The sequence below is a fragment of the Priestia sp. P5 genome (genome assembly GCF_029522155.1).
Lineage (GTDB): Bacteria > Bacillota > Bacilli > Bacillales > Bacillaceae_H > Priestia > Priestia megaterium_E.
Genome location: NZ_JAKWFJ010000001.1, coordinates 2,248,006 through 2,263,640 on the forward strand (window position 1 = coordinate 2,248,006; position 15,635 = coordinate 2,263,640).

The 15,635-nt window shown below is 34.9% G+C and carries 13 protein-coding genes; 9 read left to right on the forward strand and 4 right to left on the reverse strand.

Features of this window, described 5'->3' with window-relative positions:
• Nucleotides 1–555 precede the first annotated feature (555 nt).
• From MMB69_RS12155 to MMB69_RS12165, 3 genes are all read left to right on the forward strand, one after another.
• Nucleotides 556–831 (forward strand): GlsB/YeaQ/YmgE family stress response membrane protein, encoded by a 276-nt coding sequence (locus MMB69_RS12155; protein WP_221785097.1) that lies wholly within the window; start codon nt 556–558, stop codon nt 829–831.
• Between the two features lie 30 nt (nt 832–861).
• Entirely contained in the window at nt 862–987 is a 126-nt protein-coding gene (locus MMB69_RS12160; protein WP_260506831.1) for a hypothetical protein, read from the forward strand.
• 368 nt (nt 988–1,355) lie between these two features.
• The gene (locus MMB69_RS12165) at nt 1,356–1,835 is read left to right on the forward strand and encodes a site-2 protease family protein (RefSeq protein WP_221785098.1); all 480 of its coding nucleotides are present in this window, start codon (nt 1,356–1,358) and stop codon (nt 1,833–1,835) included.
• Between the two features lie 466 nt (nt 1,836–2,301).
• Here the strand turns inward: MMB69_RS12165 and MMB69_RS12170 are convergent, their stop codons facing one another.
• A complete protein-coding gene (locus MMB69_RS12170; RefSeq protein ID WP_075419223.1) occupies nt 2,302–3,702 on the reverse strand; it encodes a sucrose-specific PTS transporter subunit IIBC in 1,401 nt (466 codons plus the stop codon).
• A gap of 596 nt (nt 3,703–4,298) precedes the next feature.
• Between MMB69_RS12170 and MMB69_RS12175 the strand changes: the two genes are divergently transcribed.
• Nucleotides 4,299–4,631 (forward strand): hypothetical protein, encoded by a 333-nt coding sequence (locus tag MMB69_RS12175; protein WP_221813291.1) that lies wholly within the window; start codon nt 4,299–4,301, stop codon nt 4,629–4,631.
• 485 nt (nt 4,632–5,116) lie between these two features.
• Here the strand turns inward: MMB69_RS12175 and MMB69_RS12180 are convergent, their stop codons facing one another.
• Entirely contained in the window at nt 5,117–5,326 is a 210-nt protein-coding gene (locus MMB69_RS12180; RefSeq protein WP_221785100.1) for an alpha/beta-type small acid-soluble spore protein, read from the reverse strand.
• Nucleotides 5,327–5,891: 565 nt separating this feature from the next.
• Between MMB69_RS12180 and MMB69_RS12185 the strand changes: the two genes are divergently transcribed.
• Entirely contained in the window at nt 5,892–6,518 is a 627-nt protein-coding gene (locus tag MMB69_RS12185) for a PadR family transcriptional regulator (RefSeq protein ID WP_221785101.1), read from the forward strand.
• An 83-nt stretch (nt 6,519–6,601) separates the two neighbouring features.
• A complete protein-coding gene (locus MMB69_RS12190; protein ID WP_277447786.1) occupies nt 6,602–8,140 on the forward strand; it encodes an MDR family MFS transporter in 1,539 nt (512 codons plus the stop codon).
• A 362-nt stretch (nt 8,141–8,502) separates the two neighbouring features.
• Here the strand turns inward: MMB69_RS12190 and MMB69_RS12195 are convergent, their stop codons facing one another.
• Nucleotides 8,503–8,679 carry a DUF8096 family protein gene (locus tag MMB69_RS12195; RefSeq protein WP_221785103.1) on the reverse strand — a complete coding sequence of 59 codons (177 nt, stop codon included), beginning with the start codon at nt 8,677–8,679 and terminating at the stop codon, nt 8,503–8,505.
• A gap of 394 nt (nt 8,680–9,073) precedes the next feature.
• Between MMB69_RS12195 and MMB69_RS12200 the strand changes: the two genes are divergently transcribed.
• The 3 genes from MMB69_RS12200 (at nt 9,074) to aspA (ending at nt 13,418) form a co-directional block, all read left to right on the forward strand.
• Nucleotides 9,074–10,186 carry a type II asparaginase gene (locus tag MMB69_RS12200; protein WP_221785104.1) on the forward strand — a complete coding sequence of 371 codons (1,113 nt, stop codon included), beginning with the start codon at nt 9,074–9,076 and terminating at the stop codon, nt 10,184–10,186.
• A gap of 480 nt (nt 10,187–10,666) precedes the next feature.
• Nucleotides 10,667–11,938 carry a cation:dicarboxylate symporter family transporter gene (locus MMB69_RS12205; protein WP_221785105.1) on the forward strand — a complete coding sequence of 424 codons (1,272 nt, stop codon included), beginning with the start codon at nt 10,667–10,669 and terminating at the stop codon, nt 11,936–11,938.
• A gap of 37 nt (nt 11,939–11,975) precedes the next feature.
• A complete protein-coding gene (aspA, locus tag MMB69_RS12210; protein ID WP_221785106.1) occupies nt 11,976–13,418 on the forward strand; it encodes an aspartate ammonia-lyase in 1,443 nt (480 codons plus the stop codon).
• A gap of 498 nt (nt 13,419–13,916) precedes the next feature.
• On the opposite strand, the gene ltrA is transcribed toward aspA, so the two are convergent.
• The gene (ltrA, locus tag MMB69_RS12215; RefSeq protein WP_277447787.1) at nt 13,917–15,566 is read right to left on the reverse strand and encodes a group II intron reverse transcriptase/maturase; all 1,650 of its coding nucleotides are present in this window, start codon (nt 15,564–15,566) and stop codon (nt 13,917–13,919) included.
• Between the last annotated feature and the right edge of the window lie 69 nt (nt 15,567–15,635).

A 15,635-nucleotide genomic window follows, 5' to 3' on the forward strand; every position in this document is an offset into this window, starting at 1 on the left:
GATGTAACAACAGATATAATCCAGATGGATAAAAAAACAAATCAATTCGTTCAACAATCTGAAAGGAATAGGATTTAATCATATACAATAACGGTTGGGGAGTAAGATAGAGATCTTGCCTAGTTTCAAAAATTCCAGTTGTTTAACTTTCTTTTACGTATCTTTTGTAATGTCAGGGAGATTGTCAAGTGAATTAAAATTGTTTATCTGTAAGTTTAATTACATTAGCTTGAAAGCTTTATAGCTATATAACTTTTACATTCGAAACTATGTTAAAAATAAGTTGAATGAATGCTCAATAATCTATGGCTATGCTATATTGTATACACAATTCTGGGGCACTTACCTTTTAGATAGGATAGCTAAGTCCAGTGATCAAATTGGCTGTTTGGAAGGTGTTTGGAAGGTGTCTAAAAGAATAAAATAAAGCAGTAGCATAGCTATATAACCCTATTCCATTTGAAGAAAAAATTCAGCAAGGAAAAAAGTAACAGGATTAGTGGTCCTTAGTTGGGGGTAAAGTCAACTAACTATTTCAAAGGGAGAGAATGATGTATGAGCATTCTATGGACACTAATTGTAGGTGGAATTATTGGATGGCTTGCTGGTTTAATTACAGGGCGCGACATTCCTGGAGGGATTATTGGTAATATTATCGCTGGTTTTATCGGTTCATGGTTAGGTGGTCTTATTTTAGGAAGTTGGGGACCTGTTATCGGTGGTTTTGCCATCATCCCAGCAATTATCGGATCTGTCGTTTTAGTACTTATTGTAAGCTTCATTTTGCGAAAAATGGGCCAAAACAAAAATCATGGCCGTCATGCAAAATAACGTAACAAATATAAAGTGGAGGGACTAAAGATGAGAGAGGAAAGTAAGTATGTGTTAGCTGGTTTTGTTGAAGACGATCAATTTGAATTAGAATCTTACATTACTTATTTGTTCGATCAAATTAATCATGATAACGAAATTCTGTTAGAAACTTAATGACAAACCAAATATTTTATTATAAAAAAAAAAAGAAAAGAATAATAAATCACAATATAACATAAGCGACCTTAGTAACTTTGGTTACGATACATAGGGTCGTTTATTGTTATGAAGAATGTTTAAGGTATTATTATTCATAGGAAAGGCTCAAAGGGTATTAATCACTTTAACTACGGCTTTAGTAAAAAACAATTGGTCCTATACGTTGATTAAAGTCCTTTCGAAGTGCCAAACGAAGGGGTGTACATATGATTAAAAAAGACACATCCCCTGTTGGGGCATACCTGTCCACTATCAAATAGAATTTATCTACCTTGATAAGCTAACCATTTAGTAAATCATTTTATAATAAAGGAGATGGAAGTGTGTTTGGATTCAGTGATATGCCTAAGTTCTTGTTTTCTTTCTTACTTGTACTACCACTTGTATCTCTTGTTCACCAATTGGGGCATTCTATCATGGCGATCTTTTTCGGAGGGAGAGTGGATTTTACCATTGGAAAAGGAAAAACGATTTTCAAATGGAAGAAAGTTAAAATAAAATCCGTTTACTTTTTGGATTCCTTTTGTGTATATGAAAAACTAAAATATGACAACCGATTTACCCATGCTTGTGTCTATGCTGGAGGTGCCATTGCTAATTTAGCTTCTATTTTCCTTATAAATGGTTTAGTTATGGATGACATCCTTTCAACAAGTCTCTTTTCTTACCAGTTTGTCTATTTTTCTGTTTATTATATTGTATTCTCGCTATTGCCTATTAAATTTACAGAAACAACTTCAAGCGATGGACGTGCTATTTACGATGCATTGAGGTATGGAAAAATAACATGTAACCCTGATTAATAAGGCTGAAATAATGATGGAGATTGAAAAATCAACAAAGCTACATATTATTTCGTTTGCGCAATAAGTTAGACAGTAAAAATAAAACTACTATAAATAATGTAGTTAATTTAGCAATTAGTATAGATGTTGATGATAATTGATAACAAAAAACCTTGTACTCCTTTCCGGTAGAAGGTCATTTGCATGACGGAAATGTCATTATATACCATACGAGAAAGTTAACATATACCTTCTAAAGTAAAACATAATGAGCAACAGTGGCAGCGTGAAGGATTGTATATTTCAGATTTTAAAAATAAGTAAATAAAATTATATAAAAAAGAGAAGGGCTTTAATCTTCTCTTTTCCTACAACATCAATGATTGAGCTTTGCTAAAAAGGCCTTATACTGGATCAAGATATAAGGCTTTTTCTAATGTCATTCATTGTAGTTTATTAATTACAATTTATAATTTATATATAATTACCGATTCTTAAGCATCTTGTCGTTATAACCAAACAGCCATGTCAGAATAAATGATACAGCAAAGGCAATCAAATTAACGAAAATATAGATAAAAATCTGATTATTCAAGTACAATAATAATCCTGGAATAGCTGTAACAGACATTCCTGTTGCTTTTAGATGAAAAATCGAGGCTAAGAATCCCCCTACTGCTCCTCCTATAAGGCCCATTATAAAGGGTTTAAAGAACCTTAGGTTTACTCCAAATATAGCCGGTTCTGTAATTCCTAAAAAGGCTGAAAATGCTGATGGGAATGCTAATGCTTTCACTTTTTTATTTTTAGATTTCAATCCAACTGCTAGCGTTGCAGCCCCTTGAGCTACGATTGCGCTAGTAATTAATGGATTGAATGGATTAAATTTTGTATCAGCTAATAATTGAATTTCAAGTAAATTAAATATATGATGAACGCCAGTAATTACAACAACTTGTTGTAGGCCACCAATAATAATACCAGCTAAACCAAACGGTAAATCTAAAATTGCTTTTGTGCCTGTTAGAATTATGTTTTCTAATGAATGAAAGACTGGTCCGATAGCGAAGAGACCTAATGTAATCATGATCAATAATGTTAGAAATGGCGTGAGTATTAAATCAATTGAATCGGGCACTTTTTTACGAATCCAACGCTCTAATTTTGCCCCTAAAAGACCTACAAAGAAAGCTGGTAAAACAGAACCCTGATACCCTACAACTGGAATAAATCCAAAGAAGTGAATAGGATGTGCGTCTCCTGAACCTACTGCATATGCGTTTGGAAGTGCTGGATTTACTAACATTAATCCCAAGACAATTCCTAGAACAGGGCTTCCACCAAATACTTTAAAGGCTGACCATGCAATTAATGCTGGTAAGAATGCAAAAGCTGTATCTGTAACAACTTGTGTAAACATTATGAAGTTTTCAGGGATATCATTGGGTGTATAACCCAACCAATTTAACACTGCTTCTTGAGTTAGTACCCCACGTAAACCCATAAATAATCCGGTTGCAACAAGAACTGGAATAATTGGAACGAAAACGTCACCAAAGGTTCGGATAGCTCGTTGAAAAGCGTTTCCTTGTTTCTTAGCTTCTGCTTTTACTTCAGATGTAGACGTGCCTTTAATACCCAACTCATTCACTGCTTCATATACTTTATTAACAGTTCCTGTACCAAAAATAATTTGGTATTGTCCGGAATTATAAAATGCACCTTTTACTTTCTCTATATTTTCGACTGCTTCTTGATTTACTTTTGTTTGATCATGTACCATAATACGCAATCTTGTTGCACAGTGAGCAAATGATGAAATATTTTCTCTTCCACCTATTGCCTCAACTACTTTGCTAGCTATGTCTTTGTAACCATTTTCCACTTGATGATAACACCCCTTTGGTGATGATAATATAATGAAACTGTAATAAGAAAAAAACTAATATTTCTGATTCGATCGTGACTATATTTCTTGCTATCTATAAAAGATATAGCCCAAACAAATAGGAACCGGTTCCAAAAAACTAAAAAAACAGCATATATATAATTAAATGTTTCCTTTCATAGGAGCCAATTTCGTTAAATAAGAAGGTAACTTGGAACCGGTTTCTTTCGCTTATTATAGTTTATGAAATAAGAAAATGTCAACGCTTTCTTTTATTAGTCAGGGATTCTAAATTCCAGATCTTTAAAAACAAACATAGCTATATAAAAAAGAAGGTACTTGAAGGGCGTCATTACGCATATAAAGCTTGTATTAACGCGGTAATGTTACTGAATTAGCTACTGATTAGGTAACTAAGTCGAAATTCTTTAGATACTATGTAGCTACTGCAGTAAGCTAGCCTATCCACTCAAAAAATAATAAAGATTTTATTTAACTGCAACTAAATATTTAAAGAAGGATTTATTATACTGTTATTGAATCTATACAGGACGGTTTATTTCAAATCTCAATTGCAGAGAGGGGAAATGATAATGGCCACTGGAAGAGAACGGGCGGCACGGAGTATTTTGGGTCAATCAGGATTGAGGAATAGCAATCCAGACAACGCTACGTTTGATGAAAAAGGAACAAAGCCTCGCACCTCAAATTTTGAAAGAGTTGCGACTCCTCGTGAGGGTTCTACTCGAATAGCAAGGATGGCAGAAGAATATAGAGCTGAATATAAAAGAGTAAAAAGAAGAGAACAGTTTTTGCAAGACACAATAGATTTATTAAGTGATTGTAATAACAAGCAGTCCGTTAGAGAGTTAAAGGAATTAATTAATTTAGCAAAAGAGCGATTAATAATGTATCAAGGTAAATAGAAATTATTCCTTTTTTTATTACTGATATAGTATAACACTAATACGTTCACATACACATTTGTGTAAGTGCATTTTTGCTAGGAGAGAGTAGCCATTATATGATGGTTGCTCTTTTCGTTTTTAAGGAGATATTATTAAATGAGAGATTGGTTTAGGGTATTCACTCTGAGAGATGGTTCAAAGAGAGAAATTAGAATTAATTAAGACAAATATGAGCTTTTTCTACAAATTGTACAAATGTACAACTTATTATAAGGGAATTGTTTACTATTTATTTAACGTTATAGAGTTTCCATATTCTTAACTCAGCGTTATGTTACTTTTCCAATACATAATAAAGATTAAATCAATTCCTTTTATTCTTATGAGATACTCCACTTAACAAAATCTTCATTTCAAAATATAAGTATATATATCCAATTTTAAAAAGGAAAAAGAAGAATGGATATCCATTCTTCCTTCAGCCATCATTTTATAAAATTGTATTAGAAACGCCCGCCGCCAAGTTGTTGCTCAGCCATTTGTACAAGACGCTTAGTGATTTCGCCACCTACTGATCCGTTTGCACGTGCAGTTGTGTCAGCACCAAGGTTTACACCAAATTCGCTCGCGATTTCATATTTCATTTGATCGATTGCTTGTTCAGCACCGTATACTAATAATTCGTTGTTGTTGCTGCTTTTGCTGTTTGCCATGTTGTGTCACCTCCTTGTTTCTTTTAAGTTTCCTATTATAGGAGGAGTGCATTCATGGTAAATAAAGGATGTATCATTCCCTTAACTGCTTCCTATACTAATTCGTAGAAACAAATGACACTTTAAAAAGTGGGATTAGATGTATCATTTCCTTGTCATGAAAATTAAACATTTGCCATGTTTGAAAAAAGAGCCGTATCTAAAAGATACGGCTTTTTTATATTTATTGATGGCGAAGCTTTTGTTTTCTTCTATTTTTACCATATAGATAATTGCCTTTGAATTAAGCAAAATGAAAAATCGATTAAAAAAAGCGAAAAGCAAAATAAACTGATCAAAATATTCCTATATTAAATAAATTGGATATGTAACAAAGCAAATTTTATTTGTTATGAAAGAAGTGAAAGGACTTGAGGATTAAGCACATCCTCATTCTATTGGAAATAAGAAGATATTAAGTGAATTAGTTAGGAGTAGATTTTAGAAACTGATCGATTTATCTCTGTAACTGTTGGATTTGTTTTCCTCTTGTTTTAGTCATATTGTTAATAGTAATATTATAACTATGGAAAATAAAATTAAAAAATCACCTCTTGCTCTAGCTATACTTTGCCTCCTCATTGAAGAGCCTATGCATCCATATCGTATGCAACAGCTTATCAAAGAGAGAGGAAAGGATGAAGTTATTAACGTTCGTTATCGAAATAGCATCTATCAGACCATTGATCGTTTGCATCGCGATAGAGCGATTGTCATTCAAGAGAAAAAGCAGAACGAAGGGAGACCAGATTTAATTGTTTATGAAGTAACGGAAGAAGGGAGAGAAGCTGCGTACGAGTGGATAAGAGAAATGCTTTCTACCCCCAAAAAGGAATTCTTAGAATTTCCAGCTGCTATTTCCTTTCTTGCTCTTTTAACACCGGAAGACGTAAAAGAGCAACTACAAAAAAGAGTGCTTGCTTTAGAGAAAACATTAGCTTACGTAGATAAGCAGATGGAAATAGCGACAAGTAGGGGCATTCCACGTTTGTTTTTACTTGAGGTGGAATATCAGCGAACTATGTCACTTGCTGAGTTAAAATGGATCCAAGCTACTATCAACGATATACAAGGAGAAAAATTAAAATGGGATTGGGAATGGTTACGCGAGATATCGTTATATCTTACCTCTAAAGAAGAATCAATGGACTAACCCTTCCTAATGCTTATTGAATTATTTATAATTTACACAATTTCAGAATTTATTATGGTACAAAAGGAGAAAAATGATTAAATATGAATGCAAAACAAGGTAATTTAAAGCTAGTGCTGGCAGGTCTTTTGCTAGCAATTTTAATGGCGTCTATGGACAACACGATTGTCGCTACTGCTATGGGAACTATAGTCGGAGAGCTTGGCGGTCTTGATAAGTTTGTATGGGTTACATCAGCTTATATGGTTGCTGAAATGGCAGGTATGCCAATATTCGGTAAGCTTTCCGATATGTTTGGACGTAAAATGTTTTTTATTTTTGGACTCATCGTCTTTCTAGTTGGATCAATTCTTTGTGGTACGGCAGAAAGTATTATACAACTTAGTATCTACCGAGCAATTCAAGGGATTGGCGGTGGAGCACTTATCCCAATTGCTTTTACTATTATGTTTGATACGGTGCCTGTTGAGCAGCGTGGTAAACTAGGTGGTTTATTTGGAGCAGTTTTTGGTTTATCGAGTATTTTCGGGCCCTTGTTAGGTGCTTATATTACAGATTACATCAACTGGCACTGGGTATTTTATGTGAATATTCCTTTGGGACTTCTAGCATTATCATTTATCGTATTTTTCTACAAGGAATCACCCGTGCATACCAAACAAAAAATTGATTGGTGGGGTGCTGTAACTCTGGTTGGCTCTATTGTCAGCTTAATGTTTGCCTTAGAGCTTGGCGGTAATAAATATGAGTGGAGTTCTGGAGAAATCTTAGGTTTATTCATTGCTTTTGTCGTATTATTTATTGCTTTTATTTTAATTGAAAGAAAAGTAAAAGATCCTATTATATCTTTTCAAATGTTCAAAGTTCGTTTATTTACTACAAGTAACCTCTTGGGTCTTTTTAGTGGGATGGCATTCATCACGGCTTCAGTTTATATCCCTATCTATATCCAAGGTGTGCTTGGAGGAACAGCTACTAACTCAGGTCTTGTACTGCTTCCGATGATGTTAGGCTCTGTCGTTTCAGCCACAACCGGCGGTTTTCTAATGAATAAATTAAGGTATCGTAGCATTATGATTGTCGTTACAATTATTCTAGGAGCAGGTGTATTCTTACTAACAACGTTGAGTCCTGATACAAGTCGTTTCTTAGTTACAATCTATATGATTCTTACAGGACTAGGAATTGGAGCAACATTCTCAGTTCTCAGTAACGCAGCAATTCATCATTTTGAGCCGGCACAAAGAGGGTCTGTGAATTCGACTTTTTCTTTTATTCGCTCATTAGGCATGACGCTTGGTATTACCATTTTTGGAATCATTCAACGAGACGAGTTCTCTTCTAAACTTAAGGAGATTTTTGCAGGACAAGATCAAATGGTCAACAATCCAACATTTAACGATCCTCGCGTAATTCTTGCGCCGGAGGCTCGTGCTCATATCCCAGCACCTGTGTTAGATAAAATTGTAGGAGTTCTTTCTTCTTCTATCGCCCATACCTTTATGTGGGCGCTTATTCCTACGGTGCTTGCATTTGTGGCCGCTCTAATAATGAGCAAAGAACAACTGAAAACATCTCTAGAAAATGAAATGTCCAATAAGAAAATCGAGATAAACAAATAGAGTAGTTTGATTATAATCATAATTAATAATCTTTTAGATATTCCAAATAAAAAGAGAAGTTACCAGGGGTAACTTCTCTTTTTATTCTAATATGCGTGTGCAAATAATACACAAAGAAAAAACAGGGATCAAACAGTCCTCAAAAACATAAATGAGATACGTATAATTTTTTCTGGCGAAATCTTAAATGATTTTTAATGATAACAAGGAGGGTTTCTACTATCCATATATCAGGAGCTGAGCTAATTTCATCGCATGGATGCTTCCATCCTCCATAGATAAAGATAAGTAAACACAACTACATTTACATAAAAAGGAGAAGGGTAAAAACCCTTCTCCTTTTACTATATAATCCTCTATACTTAGATACTCTTCTTCATGCCACATTCTCGGCATTCACGTAAGAAAACGCCGCCTTTTACAGAACTTTTGAGGTAAGATGAATTGCAGTTGTAGCATCTTCCACTGACCTTATCCGGAAATTCAGCATAGTCATACACTTTATCAAGATCTATTTCTTGCTGCTGTTTTTCTTCCATGTTGATCATTCTTTTCTAGTTGACTTTTATTAGATTACCACAAAAAGTGAAGGTGAAATTATTTTATGTAAAACGAACATCAATTAGCTCACTTAACCTCATTTTGTTAAACTTTTAATGATTTTCTCACTCTATTTTACATAAATTATCAAATTTGATTTTAGAAATTTATAATTTTTTTGTTGTTTTCTGTATGATTATGTAGTTCCTATTATAGATTAAAGCTATGTTCTTGTTAGAAGAAAATGAAAACGCTTAATTGTATCTATATTTTTATTAATTATACTCTGATGGAGGAATTTCTAATGGACAACTAACTATAGAGAAAAAATTGATTCCATATTATTAGTATTATATTACTTACAAATTTTCTACATAAAGGAGACAACTAACTATGAAACTAAAAAAAAACTTAGGAATAACCATTTTATCTGCTGCATTATTATTTTCAGGAATTGGCCTATCTGCTGATGCAACAACCAATAATGCCAAAACAGTCGTAAACCATTCGGAAAAAAAAGATTTGCCTAATATAAAAATTTTAGCTACTGGTGGTACAATTGCAGGTTCTTCTGATAGTGATACAGCTACAACTGGATATAAGGCAGGAGCTCTTGGTGTTGAAACGTTAATAAAGGCTGTTCCTCAGATGAAAAAACTAGCAGATGTTAGTGGAGAACAGATTGCAAATATCGGAAGTGAAAATATGGATAATTCAACTTTATTAAAGTTAGCAAAACGAATTAATACTTTATTAGCATCTAAGGATGTTGATGGAATTGTAGTGACACATGGAACAGACACTTTGGAAGAGACGGCCTACTTTCTAAATCTTGTAGTAAAAAGTGAAAAACCTGTTGTTATTGTTGGTTCAATGAGACCAGCTACGGCTATAAGCGCAGACGGTCCGTTAAACTTATACAATGCAGTGGAGATTGCTTCTAGTAAAGAAGCCCAAAATAAAGGGGTTTTAGTAACTCTGAATGACCGAATTGGTGCAGCTCGCTACATAACAAAAACAAATACAACAGCAACAGATACGTTTAAATCTCCTGAACAAGGATATGTTGGAGAAGTTGCTGGGGGTAAGGTATTGTTTTATAATGAACCCACTCGTAAACATACGACAAAATCAATTTTTAATGTTTCAAAACTTGATAAACTTCCTCAAGTAGACATTCTTTATACATACCAAAATGATAATAGATACCTTTATGATGCTGCTGTAAAAGCAGGGGCAAAAGGAATAGTAGTAGCAGGATCCGGAAATGGGTCAATGTCTGATGCAGCTTTATCAGGAGCTAAAGATGCTGTTAAAAAGGGGGTAATCATTACTAGATCTAGCCGTGCTGGTAATGGGACTGTGACTCATGAAGCTTCAGATGATAAAAATAAGTTTGTCACGTCTGATTCGTTGAATCCTCAGAAAGCGCGTATTCTCTTAATGCTTGCTCTAACTAAAACAAAAGATCCTAAAAAAATACAAGAATATTTTAATGAATATTAATAAGCAAAAAAGAGTCCTTTGCTATAAGTAGCAAAGGATTTTCAAATTTATTGAAATAGGGGAACATGCTATTAGTTTAGTTATTTTTATAGATTAATATACAGAAGGAGGTAAAAAATCTAACCTCTCACACATAGATACGATCATTTTCAAGTTAGCACTGTGTATAGAAAACCGATTCACTTCGTTTTTTTGTAGTTTGCTTGTTCTAATAAACTTGATATGTCTAAGAGAGGGGGTAACATGCCCACTTATACACGTCTCTTCCATCTTGGAACACCTTGCAACTATGACGTAAAAGTTGGCTATGCATAGTCCAAAAAAATATTAAATCTTATAAATACTTTATTTATCTTTTGTGTGTTTCCGTAGATTTCTGTTGTATTTTGTAGACGATATTATAGACTAGGCTTAACCTTACATTACAACAAAAAATGAATATCTTGTTTTAATGTAATAGGAAATGAAAGGGGTTACATCATGAAAAAATTCGGATTAGCTACACAGATTTTTATTGGTCTTGCGTTTGGGGTTGCGGTAGGTGCTGTTTTTTATGGAAATAGTACAGCGATGGCCATACTTCAACCTTTAGGGGATATTTTTCTTCACCTCATTAAAATGATTGTCATTCCTATCGTTGTATCCGCACTCATCGTATCTATAGCTGGCGTAGGTGATATTAAAAAGCTCGGCAAGCTAGGTGGAAAAACGATTCTTTATTTTGAAATCGTTACCACAATTGCACTTGCTATTGGTTTATTAGCTGCAAATATATTTCATCCAGGTACTGGTATAGATATGGGGAACCTTGAGAAAGGTGATATATCCAAATATGAAGAAACATCTAAAACAACGGAGAGTACAGGAATAGGAGATCAAATCGTTCATATTATCCCAACTAATATCTTTCAATCTCTAAGTGAGGGGAATTTATTAGCGATTATCTTTTTCTCAGTCTTATTTGGCTTAGGAGTTGCAGCAATTGGAGAAAAGGGTAAACCTGTTTTGAATTTCTTTGAGGGTGTATTAGAATCCATGTTTTGGATGACAAATTTGGTAATGAAATTTGCTCCATTTGGCGTATTTGCTTTAATTGGTTTGAATGTGGCGAAGTTTGGAATCGGTTCATTGATTCCTTTAGGAAAGTTAGTACTCGTTATATATCTGACCATGATTTTCTTTGTTTTTGTAGTATTAGGTATTATTGCAAAGATGGCTGGAACTAATGTTTTAGTCCTTATAAAAATCTTAAAAGATGAGTTAATTTTAGCGTTTACAACCGCAAGCTCTGAAGCAGTATTGCCAAGGTTAATGACTAAAATGGAGAACTTTGGTTGTCCGAAAGCTGTCACATCATTTGTTATTCCGACAGGATATACCTTTAACCTTGATGGATCATCCATTTACCAAGCCATTGCTGCCCTTTTTATTGCACAAATGTATGGCATTCATTTATCTTTCGTAGAACAAATTACACTTTTACTTGTGTTGATGTTGACTTCTAAGGGAATGGCAGGAGTTGCGGGAGCCTCATTTGTTGTTGTATTAACAACACTGGGATCAATGGGATTACCTCTAGAAGGTATGGCATTCATTGCTGGTATTGATCGTATTTTAGATATGCTTCGTACATCTGTCAACGTAGTAGGTAACGCATTAGCTGCTATTGTGATGTCTAAGTGGGAAGGCGGATTCGACAAAGAAAAAGCAAAGCATTATACAGATTCTATTAGAAAATCGGACGTAGCATAAAAAAATTTCTTTTTATGTAAAGAAGGAGATCAATGTTATGACAAATATAGAAATACCAGAAAAACAAAATGTAAGAATTGAAAAAGATTTCCTAGGAACAAAAGAAGTTCCTACTTATGCTTATTATGGGATTCAAACTTTACGTGCAGTTGAAAACTTTCCAATAACAGGATATCAAATTCACCCAGAGCTTATTAAAGCATTAGGAATCGTTAAAAAGGCTGCTGCTCTTGCTAATATGGAAACAAAAAGGTTATATGATGGGTTGGGTAATGCAATTATTGAAGCAGCAGACGAGGTTATTGAAGGGAAAAGAAACAATCAATTTATTGTTGATCCAATACAGGGTGGTGCGGGGACCTCAATGAATATGAATGCAAATGAGGTTATTGCAAATAGAGCTTTAGAGTTACTTGGTCACAAGAAAGGTTCTTATTCCGATTTAAGCCCTAATAGTCATGTAAACATGTCACAATCAACAAACGACGTATTCCCAACTGCTATCCATATTGCAACGCTTAATCTGTTAAATAAGTTACTGAAAACAATGAATTATATGCACAATGTATTTCAGAAAAAGGCAGAACAATTTGATTCTATTATAAAGATGGGACGCACTCACCTACAGGATGCGGTTCCAATCCGTCTTGGTCAAGAATTTGAATCATATAGTCGTGTTCTTGAGCGCGATATGAAACGTATTAAGCAATCCTATGGACATTTATATGAGGTTAATATGGGAGCAACTGCAGTTGGAACGGGTTTAAATGCAGATCCACGTTATATCGAAAATGTTGTAAGATATCTAGCAAATATCAGTGGTTTACCACTTAAGAAGGCCAATCATCTTGTAGACGCGACTCAAAATACAGATGCTTATACAGAAGTTTCTGCAGCATTAAAGATTTGTATGGTAAATATGTCGAAAATAGCGAATGACTTACGTCTAATGGCATCTGGGCCTCGTGCAGGCCTAGCAGAAATCACTTTGCCAGCTCGTCAGCCAGGATCTTCGATTATGCCTGGAAAAGTTAACCCTGTCATGCCAGAGATGATTAATCAGGTTGCCTTTCAAGTTATCGGTAATGATCATACAATTTGCTTAGCTTCTGAAGCAGGTCAACTTGAGCTTAATGTCATGGAACCTGTTCTTGTTTTTAATTTACTTCAATCCATTAGCATCATGAATAATGCTTTTCAAACATTTACGGATTATTGCCTGCAAGGGATTGAGGCGAATGAAGAACATTTAAAAGAATACGTAGAGAAAAGTGTAGGTATTATTACGGCTATTAATCCTCATATTGGATATGAAGTGACTGCTAGAATCGCACGAGAAGCAATACTAAAAGGTGAATCCGTACGTGAATTATGCTTAAGGTATGATGTTTTAACAGAAGAAGAATTGGATCTTATTTTAAATCCTTTTGAAATGACTAATCCAGGGATTGCTGGAAACTCCCTTTTTGATAGGGAATAAACAGGTTTTAATATGAAATGAAATTCACTACTATCATCTGTTTGATTCTTTAATTAGTATATGAAGGAGAAACCTATAAAAAATCTGTTGAATTAACGTTTTAGCTTTAAAACATGTGGTACACATATAGTACAGCGCTAATATTATTGTTGGTTGTTGTGAGAAGGTAAATACTTAATTTATGAAGGGACTGATTAGTTTTGAAAGAATTAACAGCGACTTCAACAAACGTATTGCCTCAAATTGAAAGTAGATATTTGTATCTCACACAAGGCACTTTGGTTATGAACCGATATACGTAACGAAAGGGCCTAAACAAGGGCAAATAAACAAATTCTTAAACAGTATGGGAAGAAGCCTGTATCTCCTTAGATACAGGCTTCTTCTTTTCGAGTTAAGTCGGGTAGGCAGGCACTCTCACAAGCGCCCGCCCCCCTAAGAACCGTACGTGACAGATTTCCCGTCATACGGCTCAAGCCTTCTTTTTATCCGAACAACTTATCTAATACACGGTACATGTACTAATTTAGCAAATTTACCTGTAGAAACCTCTAGGTTTCGTACTGTAACTTTTTCTCCATTTTGTAGAGTTTGTTTACACAACGCACAACGATATCCTTGTTTTCTTGCGAGTTTCATCCTATCTAAAGTATTTTCGCTATTAAAGACCTTACGGTCTCTTTTTTCCCAATACTCTCTTAGACTTGGATCATCTGGGCTGTTTTTATAGGCTACCATGACATGCCGTTCTATCTTAATCCAGGACATCTTTAACAATTGAATGTTAGTAACTGGACATGTGAGAATCCATTTATTATTCCCACCGTGGTGGGGCTTCTTAAAATAACGCTGGCTAATCCATTTTCTCGACTTCTTTGGATGCAATTGTTTCAAATGCTTTCTCACTTTTAGGAAAATATAATTGTCCATGTAGCTGTAAGTCTTTTTGGATACGACATGTTTCCAATACTGTCCGTAGCCACGAATAATCGGGTTTAAAACACGTATTATTTCTTTTACTGGTCGTCCTCTCATCACAGAGAACGTATCCTTTATCTTGTTTTTAGCCTTTTTAATGCTGTCTCTGCTAGGTTTGATAAATAATTTCTTTCCTTGTCCCGTATTATATTGACGCAGCGAGAAGCCAAGAAAATCAAACCCGTCCTCAATATGTGTAACCCTAGTTTTATCCATACTAAGTGTAATTCCTCGTTTTTGTAAGTAAGGAGCGAGGTTTCGATACATGCTTTCCGCGCTTTCCTTCGTTTCCGTTACGATGACGAAGTCATCTGCGTAGAGAACACGTCCTATCTTACATTTGGGGTCGATTTTATATCCTCCGTTTGGTTTGTATGTCTTTTTATAAACAATACCAATCTCTTCTTCCATACCGCATAAAGCGATATTAGCTAGAAGGGGAGACGCGATCCCCCCTTGAGGGGTTCCTTCTGTTGTCGCACGAAGCATATCCTGCTCTATGTAGCCCATTTTAAGCCATCTTTTGATGAGAGTGTTTCCTGGAAACATAGATGTTTGTTCAATTATCCACTTATGATTAAGATGGTCAAAGCATCCTAGAAAATCTCCCTCAAATACCCACTTCTTCTTACTGTTTGTGTTGAGCTTATTAAAAAGATTACTTATCGCATCGTGTGTGCTTCGTTTAGGACGAAAACCGTAGGAAGTAGGTTCAAACTTGACCTCCCATTGCGGTTCGAGTGCATTCTTGACTACGTTTTGATAAACTCGATCTCGTATCGTAGGGATGCCCAGGGGTCTTAGCTTTCCGTTTTTCTTCGGGATAAACGTTCTTTTTGCTGGCTTTGGACAGTGTCGAAATACATTACATTTGACTAATTGGTGATAAAGTTTGATACGTTCGCTTGGTTTTGAGGCTATATAGCCGTCTACACCAGGTGTTCGCTTACCGTTATTTTGTTGTGTTACTCTGCGAATAGAAAGCAGTAGATTTGCTTTACTCCGAAGGAGTAAGCGTTGTAGCTTCCTTACTTTTCTTTGCTGATTTTGTTGTTCGGCACGATAAATTCTTTGTCGTAACTTCGTTACATATTTTTGTATAATACTCCAATCAATAGAGTACCAATCTTTATGCGAGACGTGCGCCGACGCTCGCGGAGAGGTATTCATAACAGCACGCTCCTTTTCGTTAGAAGATAGCCACAAATTTATTTTCGTGTTGAAGACCAACGAGAAGTA